The organism is Nocardioides marmoraquaticus (genome assembly GCF_054777915.1).
The window spans coordinates 55,860-70,094 of sequence record NZ_BAAHAA010000021.1 but is presented as its reverse complement, the minus strand read 5'-3'; the positions used below and the strand labels follow the sequence as shown (position 1 = coordinate 70,094).

Below are 14,235 nucleotides of genomic sequence, written 5' to 3'. Positions count from 1 at the left end.
CCGGCCGCAGCGCGCGCCTGCGCCAGCGCGCCGGACGCCGCGGCAGCGGCGGCGTACGGTCCCTCGGCGGCCTCGCGCCGCAGGTGCTCGGTCACGGCCGCCAGCACGGCGGGCGAGCTGCGCCCGGCCGAGGCGTGGTCGAGGTGCAGGAGCTCAGCCACGGGCGGCCTCCACCACCCCGCGCCACAGACCGGCGTCGGCGATGACCTCGGGGTGCCACTGCACGCCCAGCCACCACTGCTCCCCCGGTCGCTCCACCGCCTCGACGGTGCCGTCGGCGGCGCGGGCGACGACGTCGAGACCGGGGTGGGTCCGCACCGCCTGGTGGTGGTGGCAGCGCACCGGGGCCGGGTGGTCGCCCAGCAGCGCCGAGAGCCGGGTGCCGGCCACGACGTCGACCTCGACCTCGCCGAAGCCGTCGCCGCCGGGGTCGTGGGTGGCCGTGCCGACCTCGTCGGGCAGGTGCTGCACCAGCGAGCCGCCGGCGGCCACCGCCATGAGCTGCATCCCGCGGCACACCCCGAGCACCGGCAGGCCGGCTGGTGGAGCGGCGGCCAGCAGCGCCAGCTCCCAGGTGTCGCGGTCGGTGCGCGGCACCCCGGTCGCGGCGTGCGCCGGCTCGCCGTACGCCGCCGGGTCGACGTCGGCGCCGCCGCACACGACGAGCGCGTCGAGCCGGGCCAGCACCGCCGGGGCCGCCGACGCGGCCTGGGGCGGCAGCAGCACCGGCACGCCGCCGGCGAGCTCGACCGCACGGGCGTAGTGGGTCGGGAGCAGGTCGGCGTGCTGGTCCCAGACCCCCCACCGCGCGGGCTCGCGGTAGGTGGTCAGGCCGACCACGGGGCTGTCGACGGGTGCGCTCGGCTGCATCTCAGAGGGGCGTGACGTAGGCCCCGCTGATGCCGCCGTCGACCAGGAAGGTGCTGGCGGTCATGAAGGAGGACTCGTCGCTGGCGAGGAACAGCACGGCGTTGGCCATCTCCTCGGGCTCGCCGAAGCGGCCCATCGGCACGTGCACGAGACGGCGCGCGGCCCGCTCGGGGTCGCTGGCGAAGAGCTCGCGCAGCAGCGGGGTGTTGACGGGCCCCGGGCACAGTGCGTTGACGCGCACGCCCTGCCGGGCGAACTGCACGCCGAGCTCGCGGGTCATCGACAGCACGCCGCCCTTGGAGGCCGAGTAGGAGATCTGGCTGGTCGCCGCGCCCATCACCGCGACGAAGGACGCGGTGTTGATGATGGAGCCGCGCTGCTGCTCGATCATGTAGGGCAGCGCGGCCTTGCAGCACAGGTAGACGCTGGTGAGGTTGACCTCCTGCACCCGGCGCCAGGCGTCGAGGTCGGTGTCGAGGATCGAGTCGTCGTCGGGCGGGCTGATGCCGGCGTTGTTGAAGGCGACGTCGACCGAGCCGTAGGTGTCCTTCGCGGTCGCGAACAGCGCGTCGACCTGCTCCTTGCTGGTCACGTCGACGTGGGCGTACGTCGCGAAGGCCTCGCCGCCGAGCTGACCCACCAGCGCGTGGCCCCGCTCGTCGTCGATGTCACCGACGACGACCTTGGCGCCCTCCTCGACGAAGCGCTGCACCGTCGCCAGACCGATGCCGCTGCAGCCTCCGGTGACGACGGCGACCCTGCCGTCGAGCCGTCCGGGACGTCCTGCCATGTGACTCTCTCCTACTCGTTGCTGATGAAGACGTTCTTGACCTCGGTGAAGGCGTCGGGTGCGTCGGGCCCGAGCTCACGACCGAGGCCGGACTGCTTGAAGCCGCCGAAGGGCGTCCAGTAGCGCACCGCCGAGTGGCTGTTGACGCTGAGGTTGCCCGACTCGACGCCGCGGGCCACGCGCAGCGCCCGGCCGAGGTCACGGGTGAAGATCGACCCGGACAGGCCGTAGTCGGTGTCGTTGGCCATCGCCACCGCCTCCTCCTCGGTGTCGAAGGGCAGCACGGCGACGACGGGGCCGAAGACCTCCTCGCGCCACACCGCGTCGTCGGTGCCGCCGGGCACGACGACGGTCGGCGGCACCCACCAGCCGGGCAGGTCGGGGACCGGTCCGGTGGCGGCCACCTCGACGTCGCGGAGGTAGCCCTGCACGCGGTCGCGCTGGGCGCTGGAGACGAGCGGGCCCATCTCGCTCTCGGGGTCGTCGGCGGGGTTGGTGACCCGCATCGCACGCACCGCCTCGCCCAGCCGGTCGACGAACTCGTCGTGCACGTCGCGCTGCACCAGGATGCGCGAGCGGGCGCAGCAGTCCTGGCCGGCGTTGTCGAAGACGGCCCCCGGGGCCGCGGCCGCGGCGCGGGCCACGTCGGCGTCGGCGAAGACGATGTTGGCGCTTTTGCCGCCCAGCTCGAGCGTCACCCGCTTGACCTGGTCGGCGCAGCCGCGCATCACCTGCTTGCCGACCCTGGTCGAGCCGGTGAAGCAGACCTTGCGCACCAGCGGGTGGGTCACGAAGCGCTCCCCCACGACCGGGCCCTCACCGGGCAGCACCGTGAGCACGCCCTCGGGCAGGCCCGCCTCGAGGGCCAGCTCGCCCAGCCGCACGGCGGTCAGCGGCGTCAGCTCGGCGGGCTTGACGACGACGCAGTTGCCGGCCGCCAGCGCGGGTGCGACGCCCCAGCCGAAGATCGGCATCGGGAAGTTCCACGGCACGATCACCCCGACCACGCCGAGCGGCTCGTGGAAGGTCACGTCGATCCCCCCGGCCACCGGGATCTGCCGGCCGAAGAGCCGCTCCGGCGCCGCGGCGTAGTAGTTCAGGCAGTCGCGGACGTTGCCGGCCTCCCAGCGGGCGTTGCCGAGGGTGTGGCCGGCGTTGCGGACCTCGAGCTGCGCCAGCTCCTCGACGTGGGCGTCGACGCATGCGGCGTACGCCCGGAGCAGGCGGGCGCGCTCCCCCGGGGCGACGTCGCGCCACGCCGCGTGCGCCGCGTGCGCGCGCTCGATGGCGGCGTCGGTGCGCGCGACGTCGGCCATCTCGACCTCGGTGAACGCCTCGGCGGTGGCGGGGTCGACGACGGTGAAGCTGGTCATGCGGTGAGGTCCTTCTCGAGCGGGGTCGGTCGGGCTACATCCGTTCGAAGCCGCGGCGGCGCTCCCAGTCGGTCACCGCCGACTCGAACGCCGCGAGCTCGACGTCGGCCATGTTGGTGTAGTGGTCGACGACGTCGTCACCCAGGGTCCGTCGAGCGAGCTCGGAGGTGGCGAACGCCTCGCGCGCGGCCCGCAGCGTGCGCGGCACCGTGGGCAGGCCGGCGCTGTAGGCGTTGCCCTCGGTGGCCGGGCCCAGCTCGAGCCCGCGCTCGATCCCGTCGAGCCCGCACGCGAGCATCGCAGCGACCGCGAGGTAGGGGTTCACGTCGGCGCCGGGCACGCGATTCTCCATCCGCGCGCCGGCCCCGCGGCCCACCAGCCGCACCGCACAGGTGCGGTTGTCCTCGCCCCACGCGATCGCCGTGGGTGCGAAGGAGCCGTCGGCGAAGCGCTTGTAGGAGTTGACGTTGGGCGCGTAGAGCAGGGTCATGTCGGCCATGCCGTCGAGCACGCCGGCGACGAAGGAGTCGTAGAGCGCCGTGCGCTCGCCCGCCTCGTCGTCCCAGAACACGATGTCGCCGTCCCCGCCCTTCTCGAGGCCGCGCAGCGACAGGTGCACGTGGCACGACGAGCCCTCGCGCTGGTCCCACTTGGCCATGAAGGTGATGGACCTGCCCTGCTGGGCGGCGATCTCCTTGGCGACCGTCTTGTAGACGGCGTGGTTGTCGCAGGTGGTGAGCACGTCGGCGAAGAGGAAGCCGATCTCGTGCTGGCCGAGGTTGCACTCGCCCTTCGCGCTCTCGACGTCGAGGCCGGCGTCGTACATGACGTTGCGGATCTGGCGCAGCAGCGGCTCGACACGGGTGGTGCCGACGATGGAGTAGTCGATGTTGTACTGGTTGGACGGCGTGAGGTCGCGGTAGTCGGCCCGGTGCGCTGCCTCGTAGGTGTCGTCGAAGGCGATGAACTCCAGCTCGGTGCCGGCCACGGCGGCGTACCCCAGGTCGGCGGCCTTGGCGACCTGCGCGTTGAGGATCGAGCGCGGGCTCTGCACCACGGGCGAGCCGTCGGGCCAGGCGAGGTCGCACTGGATCATCACGGTCGACGGCAGGTGCGTGAGGCGCCGCACCGTGTCCATGTCGAGCACGAACTCCATGTCGCCGTAGCCCTGCTCCCACGACGTGATGGCGTAGCCGTCGACGGTGTTCATCTCGATGTCGACGCCGAGCAGGTAGTTGCAGCCCTCGGTGCCGTGACCGAGCACGTGGTCGCGGAAGTACTTGGCGTGCAGCCGCTTGCCCTGCAGCCGGCCCTGCATGTCGGTGAAGGCGACGACGACGGTGTCGACCTCGTCGGACTCGATGGAGCCGAGGAGCTGCGCCTCGGTCAGGTACCTGTCGTTGCGCGTCACCGTCGGAGTCTCGTGGTGCGGACCGGACTTGTCGAGCGCTCCTGGCCAGGACGTGCGGCCGCCACCCTGTCATGTCCGCTTTGTCGCCGTGCCGATCCGGCTACGACGTGCTCGACATCACCGTCAGGACGGGACGCTCCTGACGTCGACAGGGGTTGTGCACGGTGACGACTCATCACCACCGGGAGGACCCACCGTGCACACCCTGCTCGACACCGCGCTCGCCTTCGACCGCGACCACGCCCGCCACGACCAGCGCGTCCAGCGCGGCTCGCTGCTGAGCCTGCTGCGCCGTCGCTGACCGCGGCCTCGTCGGGTACGGCGCTCCCATGAGCACCGCGCCGATCGAGCCCGCCGTCCCCGGACCGCTGCAGCCCAGCCACGACCCCGACCGGGAGCCCGAGGTCCCGCCGAACGACCCGGCCGACCCGCTCCCCGGCGCCGACCCCGCCCAGCCCAGCTGAGCGGGGTCGCTCGCGTCCCGACCCGAGAACGACCGAGGCCCACGACGGTGATCACCGTCGTGGGCCTGTCGGTCAGCGTGGGTCAGTCGAGGTAGTCGCGCAGCACCTGCGAGCGGCTCGGGTGGCGCAGCTTCGACATCGTCTTGGACTCGATCTGGCGGATCCGCTCACGGGTCACGCCGTAGACCTTGCCGATCTCGTCGAGGGTCTTGGGCTGGCCGTCGGTCAGGCCGAAGCGCATCGAGACCACACCGGCCTCGCGCTCGGAGAGCGTGTCGAGCACGGCGTGCAGCTGCTCCTGGAGCAGCGTGAACGACACGGCGTCGGCCGGGACGATGGCCTCGGAGTCCTCGATGAGGTCACCGAACTCGGAGTCGCCGTCCTCGCCGAGCGGGGTGTGCAGCGAGATGGGCTCGCGGCCGTACTTCTGGACCTCGATGACCTTCTCGGGGGTCATGTCGAGCTCCTTGGCGAGCTCCTCGGGGGTGGGCTCGCGACCCAGGTCCTGCAGCATCTGGCGCTGCACGCGGGCGAGCTTGTTGATGACCTCGACCATGTGCACCGGGATGCGGATGGTGCGGGCCTGGTCGGCCATCGCGCGGGTGATCGCCTGCCGGATCCACCAGGTGGCGTACGTCGAGAACTTGTAGCCCTTGGTGTAGTCGAACTTCTCGACCGCGCGGATCAGACCGAGGTTGCCCTCCTGGATCAGGTCGAGGAAGAGCATGCCGCGGCCGGTGTAGCGCTTGGCCAGCGAGACGACGAGGCGCAGGTTGGCCTCGAGCAGGTGGTTCTTGGCGCGGCGACCGTCGTCGACGATCCACTCGAGCTCCTCGAGCACCTTGGGCGTGATCTTGCCGCCCTTGGCGAGCTTCTCCTCGGAGAACAGGCCCGCCTCGATGCGCTTGGCGAGCTCGACCTCCATCTCGGCGTTGAGGAGCGGGACCTTGCCGATCTGCTTGAGGTAGTCCTTGACGGGGTCGGCGGTCGCGCCGGCGACCATGACCTGCTGGACGGGCTCGTCGGACTCGTCGGCGGCGGAGACCACGAAGGACGCGGTCTTCTCGTCCTCCTTGATGGTCGGGTCGTTCTTGACGTCGGCCTCGAACTGCTCGTCGGGGACGTCGGCGAGGACCTTCTTGCCGTCGGGGCCGACCGGGGCCTGCTCGGCCTGGATCTGCTCGGCGGTCTTGGCCGCCCGCGAGGCCGGGGCCTTCTTGGCCGCCGTCTTGCTCGCGGTCTTCTTCGCCGTCGTCGTAGCCGAGGATGGGGACACGAAGCCAACTCTCCAAGCGGTCTCAGGGAACGTTCAGGAAAACGTCCGGGCACGAGACGACCCGCTGGTGTCAAGCGCGCCCGGTGTCGTCATTCTGGCACGCAGCGCAAAAGTCCAAACACCGTGGGTACCCATCCAGACCGGCCGTCTAGACCGTGACCAGGGCCCCCGGGACGCCTCAGGAGCTCTTCCTGGCCGCGGCCTTCTGCTCCTGCTTCCACGCCCGCACCTTGACCAGCGACGCCTCGTCGACCACGTCGGCCACGGAGCGGTGGCCCTCCCGGCTGTAGTCGCCGACGACCTGCTCCCAGCCCTCGGGCCGCACGCCCGCCTGCTTCGCGAGCAGCGCGATGAAGATCTGCGCCTTCTGCTTGCCGAACCCCGGCAGCGCCGTGAGCCGCTTCAGCAGGTCCCTGCCGTCGGCGGCCTCGTCCCACAGCCGGGTGGTGTCACCGCCGTACTCGTCGACCACGACGCGGGCGATGCCCTGCACCTTGCCCGCCATCGACCCGGGGAACCGGTGCACCGCAGGAGGCTCGGCGCACATCGAGGCGAACTGCTCCGGGTCGGCGGCAGCGATGTCCGCAGGCTCGATCGAGCCGAACCGCTCGAGGATCTTCGCCGGCCCCGCGAAGGCGCGCTCCATGGGGAACTGCTGGTCGAGCGCCATGCCCGTCAGCAGCGCGAAGGGGTGCTCGCTGAGCACCCGGTCGGCGTGGTCGTCCTGCGCGATGCGGTAGCCCATGCGCCCGAGTATCCCGCACCGTCGCCGGGTGCCGGCGGCTCCGGCCCTACCGTGCTGGCATGCCTCGCGCCTACGCCTCGATCGTCCTGCCCGCACCCGTCGACCGCGTCTGGTCGGTGGTCCGCGAGTTCGGCGGCCTGCCCGCCTGGCACCCCGGCCTCGCCGAGAGCACCCTCGTCGAGGGCCACGACGGCCAGGTCGGGGCCGTGCGGCGCATTGTCGCGGCCGACGGCGGCGTGGTGGTCGAGCGCCTGGTCGCCCTCGACGACGAGGACCGGCGGCTGAGCTACGTGATCGTCGAGAGCCCCTTCGCGGTGCGGCGCTACGTCGCCACCCTGCGGGTGGCCCCGGTGACGACGCCCTCCGCGGGGCCGGCGTCGGGCTCCGGGGAGACCTTCGCGGAGTGGTGGGCCGAGTACGACGCCGAGGCCGCCGACGAGGACGGGCTCACGCGGCTGTTCGCCGCAGGCGTCTTCGCCGCCGGCCTCAGGGGCCTGAGGCACCACCTCGCGGGCTGACCGGACCGCTGCCTGTGGACGACGGCCGCGCCCAGCGCGTCGTCAGGGCACCCTGGGCCGGTGACCGAGGCTGCGCACCACCCCACGGGTGACGGTGGGGTTCCCGCGTGGGCGGCGCCGCTGCGCGAGGAGGTGCGCCAGACCCTCGCCGACGCCGGATGGCGTCGGCAGCTGTCGCTGCGGTGCTTCGTGGGGCACCCGGGCGCGGCTCGGGAGACCGGCGTCGCCGAGGTGGCGGTGCCCTCCGACCGCGTCGTCGCGGCGCTCACCCCCGGCGCCGCGGCCGGGCTGCGTGCCGGGCTGGTCGAGCGCGCCCTCGACGGTCTCGACGACCCCCGTGGGGCGCTGTGCTGGGTCGCCCGCTCCGGTCCGCTGCAGGTCGGCGACCCCGAGCTCGCGTGGTGGGCGGCCGCCTGGCGCGGCTTCGCCCGGCACGACCTGCGCCCCGAGGCGTTCTGCGTGCTCAACCGCACCGGCTGGCTCGAGCCCGACACCGGCCGGGGCCGCACCTGGTACCGGCTGCGTCCGGCCCGGGTCGCGGCGGGCCGCTCCTAGCCCCGCAGGCGCTCGACCGGCCAGGTGTGCACCGGCTCGTTGGCGTGCATCAGCTCGCGGTAGCGGCCGAGCACGTGGCGCAGCGCCTCGCGCCGGTCGAGCCCGCCGGCCTCGGCGGCCCGGACCGAGTCGACGTACCACGACGCGCCGTTGCGCTGCTCGGTGCAGCGCGCCTGCACGATGTCGAGCAGCCGGCCGGCCTCGTCGCCGTCGACGCCCCAGCGCTCCAGCCCGGCGGCCGCCATCGGGAGCAGTCGGCGCAGCACCAGCTCGGTGGCGGCGACCTCGCCGACGCCCGGCCAGTAGACGCGGGCGTCGATGCCGTGCTGCGCAGCGACGTGGAAGTTCTCCTCGGCGGCGGAGAACGACATGCGCGACCACAGCGGGCGGTCGTCCTCGGCGAGGTGGCGCACGAGCCCGAAGTAGAAGGCGGCGTTGGCGAGGGTGTCGACGACCGTGGGCCCGGCGGCCAGCACGCGGTTCTCGACGCGCAGGTGCGGCACGTCGTCGACGACGTCGTAGACGGGCCGGTTCCACCGGTAGACGGTGCCGTTGTGGAGCTTCAGCTCCGACAGCGAGGGCGTGCCGCCCGCCTCGAGGACGGCGAGCGGGTCCTCGTCGTCGGTGATCGGCAGCAGCGCGGGGAAGTAGCGGACGTTCTCCTCGAACAGGTCGAAGATCGAGGTGATCCAGCGCTCGCCGAACCACACCCGCGGGCGCACGCCCTGCTCCTTGAGCTCCTCGCTGCGGGTGTCGGTGGCCTGCTCGAACAGCGGGATCCGGGTCTCCTGCCACAGCTGACGGCCGAGCAGGTACGGCGAGTTGGCCCCCACCGCGAGCTGGATGCCGCTGATGACCTGCGAGGCGTTCCAGTAGGCGGCGAACGTGTCGGGGCTGACCTGCACGTGCAGCTGCGTGCTGGTGCACGCCGCCTCGGGCATGATCGAGTCGGAGGTCGTGCTCAGCTGCTCGACGCCGTCGATGTCGATGACGATGTCCTCCCCGCGCGCGGCGAGGATCTGGTCGCTCAGCAGCTGGTAGCGCGGGTTGGGGCTGATCCGCGACGGGCTCAGGTCGCCCTCGTCGAGCGTCGGCAGGATGCCGATCATCACCATGTGCGCGTCGACCTCGCTGGCGCGCTCCTCCGCGTGGTTGAGGCTGCTGCGCAGGTCGGACTCGAAGCCGGTGATGCCGCGCTCCCCCAGCGGCCGCGGCAGCATGTTGATCTCGAGGTTGAACTGCGCGAGCTCGGTCTGGAACGCCGGGTCCGCGATCGCCTCGAGCGCCTCGGCGTTCTTCAGCGCCGGGAGCCCGTCGTCGTCGACGAGGTTGAACTCGATCTCCATGCCCGTCATCGGGTTGTCGGTGTCGAAGCGCGACTCGCGGAGCATCCGGGCGAGCACGTCGAGGCAGCGCCGCACCTTCTCGCGGTGCCGCGTGCGGTCGGCGCGACTGAACTCCTGCTCGGAGACCTCTTCACCCATGACCGGAACCCTAGGGTCGCCACGACGCCACGGGCTAGGTGCCGGGCGGCCGCGGGTCAGGCGCCGCGGAGCAGCGGCAGGCTGGCCGGGTCGCACGGAGGCCATGCCGACGGCGGCACGGCGGCCGTGAGGGCGTCGGCCACCAGCCCGGCCAGGGAGTGCGCCCGGTCGACCTGCGCGACCCGGTCGAGGGCGACCCAGGCGAGCGCCCCGTCGCCGGAGAGGTACGCCGCGAGGGCCAGCAGCGCCCCCGCCGAGGCCACCAGCTCCTCGGGGCTGCGCTGCACGAGGTCGCGCCAGAGCACGACGTGGTCGTCGGCGCGCTCGCGGTCGAGGTCGACCCACGCGGCGTCGCGGAGGTCTCCGCGGACGACGGCGACCAGCAGCCGCGCCGCGTCGGCGGTGTCGACCCCCGGCCCCTCGCCGCGGCGCACCGCGCCGACCACCCGGGCGACGCGCTCGCGCACCCAGGCCGCCTCGCCGCGCAGCACGGCCCGCTGGACGCCGCGGCCGAGCAGGGGCCCGCGGAGGCCGGCCGCCCGCGACAGGTGGCGCCGTTCGACGTCGTCGCCGCCGTGCAGGCCCGCGGCCAGCGCGGAGCGGTCGAGCTGGACCACCTGGCCCTCGTAGACGCCACGCGCGGTGAACCGGTGGGTCTCCAGCGCGACGGGCGTGCCGGTGACGTCACCCCGCAGCGGTTCGAACCAGCGACGGTCGTGCACCCGCAGCACGTCGACGACCTCGAGGCCGCCGGCGTGGAGCGCGGCCACGAGCAGCTCGCCCTGGAGACGGGCCCGGTCGTGGTCGTCGGTGTAGAGCAGGACGGCCGCGCGGTCGGCGCCGTTGGCGACCGCGGCGTGCACCAGCATCTCGGCGACCTCCTCCCCCGCCCCCTGCGACATCGCACCGGGGTCGGGGAGGTCGACCCGCGCGTGGAAGGCGGCCCGGCCGAAGGTCATGAGCACCACGGAGGCGTGCGGGTGGAAGCCGAGCGCCAGGGGCACCATCGCGACGAGGTCGGCCTCGTCACGGGCGAGGTAGGGCTCGCGGGGCTCGGGGACCCGGGGGACGACCCGGGTGCCGGCGGGACGGGTGGACGCGTGGGGGCGGCGACGGTTCGACATGGGTCCGACCGTGGGGCCGCGGCGACGTCGCCGGGCCGCCTGGCGGGAGGGCTGTGGACGACGCGCCCGACGAGCGCGCCTGTGGAGACCCGCGGGGCGTCGGGCACGCGTGCGACGATCCTGGACGTGCGTGCAGAAGCGACGGTCCTGCACCTCGACCTCGACGCCTTCTACGCCTCGGTCGAGCAGCGCGACAAGCCGTCGCTGCGCGGCAAGCCCGTCGTGGTGGGCGGCACCGGCGGGCGGGGCGTCGTCTCCACGGCGTCGTACGAGGCGCGCGTCTTCGGCGTGCGCTCGGCGATGCCGACCGCCGAGGCCCGCCGGCTGTGCCCCCACGCGGCGTACTTCGGCGGCCGCTTCCGCGCCTACCGCGAGACCAGCCGGCAGGTGATGGCGGTGCTGCGCTCGGTCAGCCCGCTGGTCGAGCCGCTCTCGCTCGACGAGGCGTACGTCGACCTGCTCGCCGCCGACCTGCCCGACCGCAGCGTCGCGACCATCAGCGCGCTCGCCCGCGACCTCAAGGAGCGGGTGCACGAGGCGACCGGCGGCGTGACCGCCTCCGTCGGGGCCGGCACCTCCAAGCTCGTCGCCAAGATCGCCAGCGACCTCGACAAGCCCGACGGGCTCGTGGTCGTGGCGCCCGGCACCGAGCTCGACCTGCTGGAGCCGATGGCCGTGGGGGTCATCCCCGGTGTCGGCCCGGCCACGACCGACCGGCTGCGCCGGGTGGGGGTGCACACGGTGGCGGAGCTGCGGCGTCTCGAGCGCGAGGAGCTCGTGCACCTGCTTGGCCGGTCGCACGGCGCCGGGCTGCACGCCATGGCCCGAGCGGAGGACGACCGCGAGGTCGAGGCCCACCGCGACGCCAAGTCGATCAGCGTCGAGGACACCTACGAGGTCGACCACGTCGCCGCGTCGGTGCTGGGGGCCCTGCTCGACCGTCAGTCGACCAAGGTCACCGAGCGGCTCCGGGCGGCGCGGCTGTCGGCCCGGACCGTGTCGATCAAGGTGCGGCTGCACGACTTCTCGACCCTGAGCCGGGCCCAGACCCTGGGCGAGCCCACCGACGACGGCCGGCTCATCGCCCGGGTGGCCCGCCAGCTGCTCGGCGAGCTCGACACCTCCGGCGGCGTGCGGCTGCTCGGGGTCGGGGTCTCCGGCCTCACCGACTGGGTGCAGGAGGACCTCTTCCCCGGGGGGTTGGACGACGGCGCGACCGACGCCGGGACGGGCGTCGACGGCGGCATCGACGGGGGCGTCGTCGACGAGCGCGCAGCGCTGGCCCTCGCCGCCGCCGCCCAGCGCGGCCGAGGCTGGGTGCCGGGCTGCGACGTCGAGCACGACGAGCACGGGCGGGGCTGGGTCTGGGGGGCGGGCCGGGGCGTGGTCACGGTGCGCTTCGAGACGGCCGAGACCGGGCCCGGACGCGTGCGCAGCATCCGGGCCGACGACCCCGCGCTGCACCACTGGCCCCGCCCCGAGCACGACCCCGACGACCCTGACTGAGAGTTGTCTGAGAAGCCGCGTCGAGTGCAACTCCGCGGGGTACCGAAGCGTCTGTACCGGTGAGGCGCCAGCAGCGGGCGCCGTGCCGACTCCGGGAAGGTCTGGACACCTCTCGGCGTTGGACACCACAGGGTCGTCGACCTTCTCCGACGACCGAGCACGAAGGGACGACGGCGATGGCTACCACGACCACCACCCGCAACGACCGCGAGATCGAGGGCCGCGACAGCGTCGGCCTCTACCTCGACGAGATCGCCCGCACGCCGCTGCTCGACGCCGCCACCGAGGTGGAGCTGTCGAAGACGATCGAGGCCGGCATGCTCGCCGCCAAGCTGCTCGAGCAGGGCCGTGTCGGACGTCGCAAGGGTGGCGCCCCCAAGCAGGCCAACCAGGCCGAGCTGGAGTGGCTGGTCGAGGAGGGCGAGCGTGCGATGCAGCGCTTCATCAACGCCAACCTCCGCCTCGTCGTCTCGATCGCACGCAAGTACGGCCGCAGCCAGATGCCGATGCTCGACCTGATCCAGGAGGGCAACACCGGCCTGATCCGCGCGGTCGAGAAGTTCGACTACGCCAAGGGCTACAAGTTCTCGACCTACGCCACCTGGTGGGTCCGGCAGGCCATCACCCGCGGCATCGCCCAGCAGGCCCGCGTCGTGCGGCTGCCGGTGCACGTCGTGGAGGAGCTCAACCAGGTCGGCTCCGCGCGCCGCACGCTCGAGCGCCAGCTGGGCCGCGACCCCGAGCCCGAGGAGATCGCCTCCGAGCTCGGCATGGACATCGACCGCGTCCTCGACCTGCTGTCCTGGGGCCGCGACCACGTCAGCCTCGACACGCCGGTCGACGAGGACGGCGACACCTCGCTCGGCGACCTGATCGCCCAGGAGAGCGCGCCGGGTCCCGACCTCACGGTGCTCGACACCGAGTCCCGCGACCGCCTCAACACCCTGGTCGGCCTGCTCGACGACCGCTCGGCCGACATCGTGCGCTCGCGCTACGGCCTGGTCGACGGCCGTCAGCACAAGCTGGCCGACATCGGCGCGCGTCACGGCATCTCCGCCGAGCGCGTGCGCCAGCTCGAGCGCGAGGCGATCAACAAGCTGCGCAAGATCGCCGACCCCGACCTGGCGGCCTGAGCACCTCCAGACCGCTCAGCGGGTCCCGGAGCCCGGCCTGGTCATCCGGCCGTCCCGGGACCCGCTGAGACCAGCGCCTCGAGCTCGGCCCACACCTCTGCGACGCGCTCGCGGAGGTCGTCGCGGGTGCCGGTGTTGTCGACGACGTGCGTCGCGACGGCGAGCCGCTGCTCGCGGGTCGCCTGGGCCCCGAGGCGCGCGCGAGCGTCGGCCTCGCTCCAGCCGCGCAGCCGTACCATGCGGTCGAGCTGCACCTCGGCGGGCACGTCGACGACCACGACGGCGTCGAAGTCGCCGGCGCGGTCGTTCTCGACGAGGAGCGGGATGTCGTGCACCACGACCGATCCCTCCGGCGCCTGCGCCTCGAGCTCGGCGACGCGCTCGTAGACCAGCGGGTGCACGATCGCCTCGAGGCGACGGCGCGCCGACTCGTCCGCGAACACGAGCGCACCCATCGCGGGCCGGTCGAGCTCGCCGTCGGGGGTGAGCAGCGCGTCGCCGAAGCCGTCCACGACGGCCGCCAGACCGGGGGTGCCGGCGGCGACGACCTCGCGGGCGATCACGTCGGCGTCGACGAGCACCGCCCCGAGGTCGACGAACGCGACGGACGCGGTGCTCTTGCCCGACGCCACCCCTCCGGTCAGGCCGCAGCGCACGGTTCGCATGCGGGCATCATGCCTGCTGCTGGCCGTCGCCCCCGCCGCCGGTCTTGGCCTGGAGGCGCTCGATGTGCTCGCTCGCCTCGGCCTTGGTGAGGTCGGCGGGCAGCTCCTCGCCCGCCTGCCGGGCGAGGTTGTCGAGGTAGCTGCGCTGCGGCCCGGTCATGGGCTCGTCTCCGGTGACCCACTCCTGGGGGTCGCGCTCGGCACCCGCCTCCGGGGTGCTGCTGCCGAGGGTCTCACCGGCGGGGTCGCGGGTGGCCTGGTCGTCGGACGTCTGGTCGTGAGGTGCTTCGCTCATGTGTTCGAACGTACCCGCCCCGCGGG

The 14,235-nt window shown here is 73.2% G+C and carries 15 protein-coding genes; 5 read left to right on the top strand and 10 right to left on the bottom strand.

From position 1 onward, the window contains the following. Positions 1-153: 153 nt before the first annotated feature. Genes ACYU8I_RS14980 through ACYU8I_RS14965 form a run of 4 tightly spaced genes read right to left on the bottom strand, consistent with a single transcriptional unit; the run spans position 154 to position 4,444 of the window. Positions 154-870, bottom strand: a complete 717-nt coding sequence (locus tag ACYU8I_RS14980) for a gamma-glutamyl-gamma-aminobutyrate hydrolase family protein (protein WP_460842279.1) — start codon at positions 868-870, stop codon at positions 154-156. Position 871: 1 nt separating this feature from the next. Next, positions 872-1,660 carry a 3-oxoacyl-ACP reductase gene (locus ACYU8I_RS14975; protein ID WP_460842277.1) on the bottom strand — a complete coding sequence of 263 codons (789 nt, stop codon included), beginning with the start codon at positions 1,658-1,660 and terminating at the stop codon, positions 872-874. Positions 1,661-1,671: 11 nt separating this feature from the next. Next, a complete protein-coding gene (locus ACYU8I_RS14970; protein ID WP_460842275.1) occupies positions 1,672-3,033 on the bottom strand; it encodes an aldehyde dehydrogenase family protein in 1,362 nt (453 codons plus the stop codon). A gap of 34 nt (positions 3,034-3,067) precedes the next feature. After that, complete coding sequence (locus ACYU8I_RS14965) at positions 3,068-4,444, bottom strand: glutamine synthetase family protein (protein ID WP_460842273.1); 1,377 nt, start codon at positions 4,442-4,444, stop codon at positions 3,068-3,070. A 329-nt stretch (positions 4,445-4,773) separates the two neighbouring features. Here ACYU8I_RS14965 and ACYU8I_RS14960 point away from each other — a divergent pair, with 329 nt between their 5' ends. Then, on the top strand, positions 4,774-4,908 hold the full coding sequence (locus tag ACYU8I_RS14960) for a hypothetical protein (RefSeq protein WP_460842271.1): 135 nt from the start codon (positions 4,774-4,776) through the stop codon (positions 4,906-4,908). An 82-nt stretch (positions 4,909-4,990) separates the two neighbouring features. Here ACYU8I_RS14960 and ACYU8I_RS14955 read toward each other — a convergent pair whose 3' ends face one another. Together ACYU8I_RS14955 and ACYU8I_RS14950 are read right to left on the bottom strand one after the other, a co-directional pair. Further along, positions 4,991-6,184: an RNA polymerase sigma factor gene (locus tag ACYU8I_RS14955; protein ID WP_460842268.1), complete on the bottom strand. Its 1,194-nt coding sequence runs from the start codon at positions 6,182-6,184 to the stop codon at positions 4,991-4,993. A 178-nt stretch (positions 6,185-6,362) separates the two neighbouring features. Beyond that, on the bottom strand, positions 6,363-6,929 hold the full coding sequence (locus tag ACYU8I_RS14950; RefSeq protein ID WP_460842266.1) for an HhH-GPD-type base excision DNA repair protein: 567 nt from the start codon (positions 6,927-6,929) through the stop codon (positions 6,363-6,365). A gap of 59 nt (positions 6,930-6,988) precedes the next feature. On the opposite strand from ACYU8I_RS14950, the gene ACYU8I_RS14945 reads away from it, so the two are divergent. Then, positions 6,989-7,447, top strand: a complete 459-nt coding sequence (locus ACYU8I_RS14945; RefSeq protein WP_460842264.1) for an SRPBCC family protein — start codon at positions 6,989-6,991, stop codon at positions 7,445-7,447. Between the two features lie 60 nt (positions 7,448-7,507). Further along, positions 7,508-8,002: a hypothetical protein gene (locus ACYU8I_RS14940; protein ID WP_460842262.1), complete on the top strand. Its 495-nt coding sequence runs from the start codon at positions 7,508-7,510 to the stop codon at positions 8,000-8,002. On the opposite strand, the gene ACYU8I_RS14935 is transcribed toward ACYU8I_RS14940, so the two are convergent. Together ACYU8I_RS14935 and ACYU8I_RS14930 are read right to left on the bottom strand one after the other, a co-directional pair. Beyond that, the gene (locus ACYU8I_RS14935; protein WP_460842259.1) at positions 7,999-9,486 is read right to left on the bottom strand and encodes a glutamate--cysteine ligase; all 1,488 of its coding nucleotides are present in this window, start codon (positions 9,484-9,486) and stop codon (positions 7,999-8,001) included. The two genes, ACYU8I_RS14940 and ACYU8I_RS14935, sit on opposite strands and share 4 nt — an antisense overlap. Positions 9,487-9,542: 56 nt before the next feature. Then, positions 9,543-10,610, bottom strand: a complete 1,068-nt coding sequence (locus ACYU8I_RS14930) for a DUF4192 domain-containing protein (protein WP_460842257.1) — start codon at positions 10,608-10,610, stop codon at positions 9,543-9,545. 126 nt (positions 10,611-10,736) lie between these two features. Here ACYU8I_RS14930 and ACYU8I_RS14925 point away from each other — a divergent pair, with 126 nt between their 5' ends. Both ACYU8I_RS14925 and ACYU8I_RS14920 read left to right on the top strand, forming a co-directional pair. Next, positions 10,737-12,116: a DNA polymerase IV gene (locus ACYU8I_RS14925; RefSeq protein WP_460842256.1), complete on the top strand. Its 1,380-nt coding sequence runs from the start codon at positions 10,737-10,739 to the stop codon at positions 12,114-12,116. Between the two features lie 176 nt (positions 12,117-12,292). Further along, positions 12,293-13,249, top strand: a complete 957-nt coding sequence (locus tag ACYU8I_RS14920) for a sigma-70 family RNA polymerase sigma factor (protein ID WP_460842254.1) — start codon at positions 12,293-12,295, stop codon at positions 13,247-13,249. Positions 13,250-13,290: 41 nt separating this feature from the next. On the opposite strand, the gene coaE is transcribed toward ACYU8I_RS14920, so the two are convergent. Together coaE and ACYU8I_RS14910 are read right to left on the bottom strand one after the other, a co-directional pair. After that, entirely contained in the window at positions 13,291-13,914 is a 624-nt protein-coding gene (gene coaE / locus ACYU8I_RS14915) for a dephospho-CoA kinase (RefSeq protein WP_460842252.1), read from the bottom strand. A gap of 7 nt (positions 13,915-13,921) precedes the next feature. After that, positions 13,922-14,209, bottom strand: a complete 288-nt coding sequence (locus tag ACYU8I_RS14910; RefSeq protein WP_460842250.1) for a DUF3072 domain-containing protein — start codon at positions 14,207-14,209, stop codon at positions 13,922-13,924. Positions 14,210-14,235 lie beyond the last annotated feature (26 nt).

Excerpts from the sequence above, each read along its gene's own strand:
- ACYU8I_RS14980 (WP_460842279.1), bottom strand. The coding sequence starts at position 870 with ATGCAGCCGAGCGCACCCGTCGACAGCCCCGTGGTCGGCCTGACCACC.
- ACYU8I_RS14975 (WP_460842277.1), bottom strand. The coding sequence starts at position 1,660 with ATGGCAGGACGTCCCGGACGGCTCGACGGCAGGGTCGCCGTCGTCACC.
- ACYU8I_RS14970 (WP_460842275.1), bottom strand. The coding sequence starts at position 3,033 with ATGACCAGCTTCACCGTCGTCGACCCCGCCACCGCCGAGGCGTTCACC.
- ACYU8I_RS14960 (WP_460842271.1), top strand. The coding sequence starts at position 4,774 with ATGAGCACCGCGCCGATCGAGCCCGCCGTCCCCGGACCGCTGCAGCCC.
- ACYU8I_RS14950 (WP_460842266.1), bottom strand. The coding sequence starts at position 6,929 with ATGGGCTACCGCATCGCGCAGGACGACCACGCCGACCGGGTGCTCAGC.
- ACYU8I_RS14945 (WP_460842264.1), top strand. The coding sequence starts at position 6,989 with ATGCCTCGCGCCTACGCCTCGATCGTCCTGCCCGCACCCGTCGACCGC.
- ACYU8I_RS14935 (WP_460842259.1), bottom strand. The coding sequence starts at position 9,486 with ATGGGTGAAGAGGTCTCCGAGCAGGAGTTCAGTCGCGCCGACCGCACG.
- ACYU8I_RS14930 (WP_460842257.1), bottom strand. The coding sequence starts at position 10,610 with ATGTCGAACCGTCGCCGCCCCCACGCGTCCACCCGTCCCGCCGGCACC.
- ACYU8I_RS14920 (WP_460842254.1), top strand. The coding sequence starts at position 12,293 with ATGGCTACCACGACCACCACCCGCAACGACCGCGAGATCGAGGGCCGC.
- coaE (WP_460842252.1), bottom strand. The coding sequence starts at position 13,914 with ATGCGAACCGTGCGCTGCGGCCTGACCGGAGGGGTGGCGTCGGGCAAG.
- ACYU8I_RS14910 (WP_460842250.1), bottom strand. The coding sequence starts at position 14,209 with ATGAGCGAAGCACCTCACGACCAGACGTCCGACGACCAGGCCACCCGC.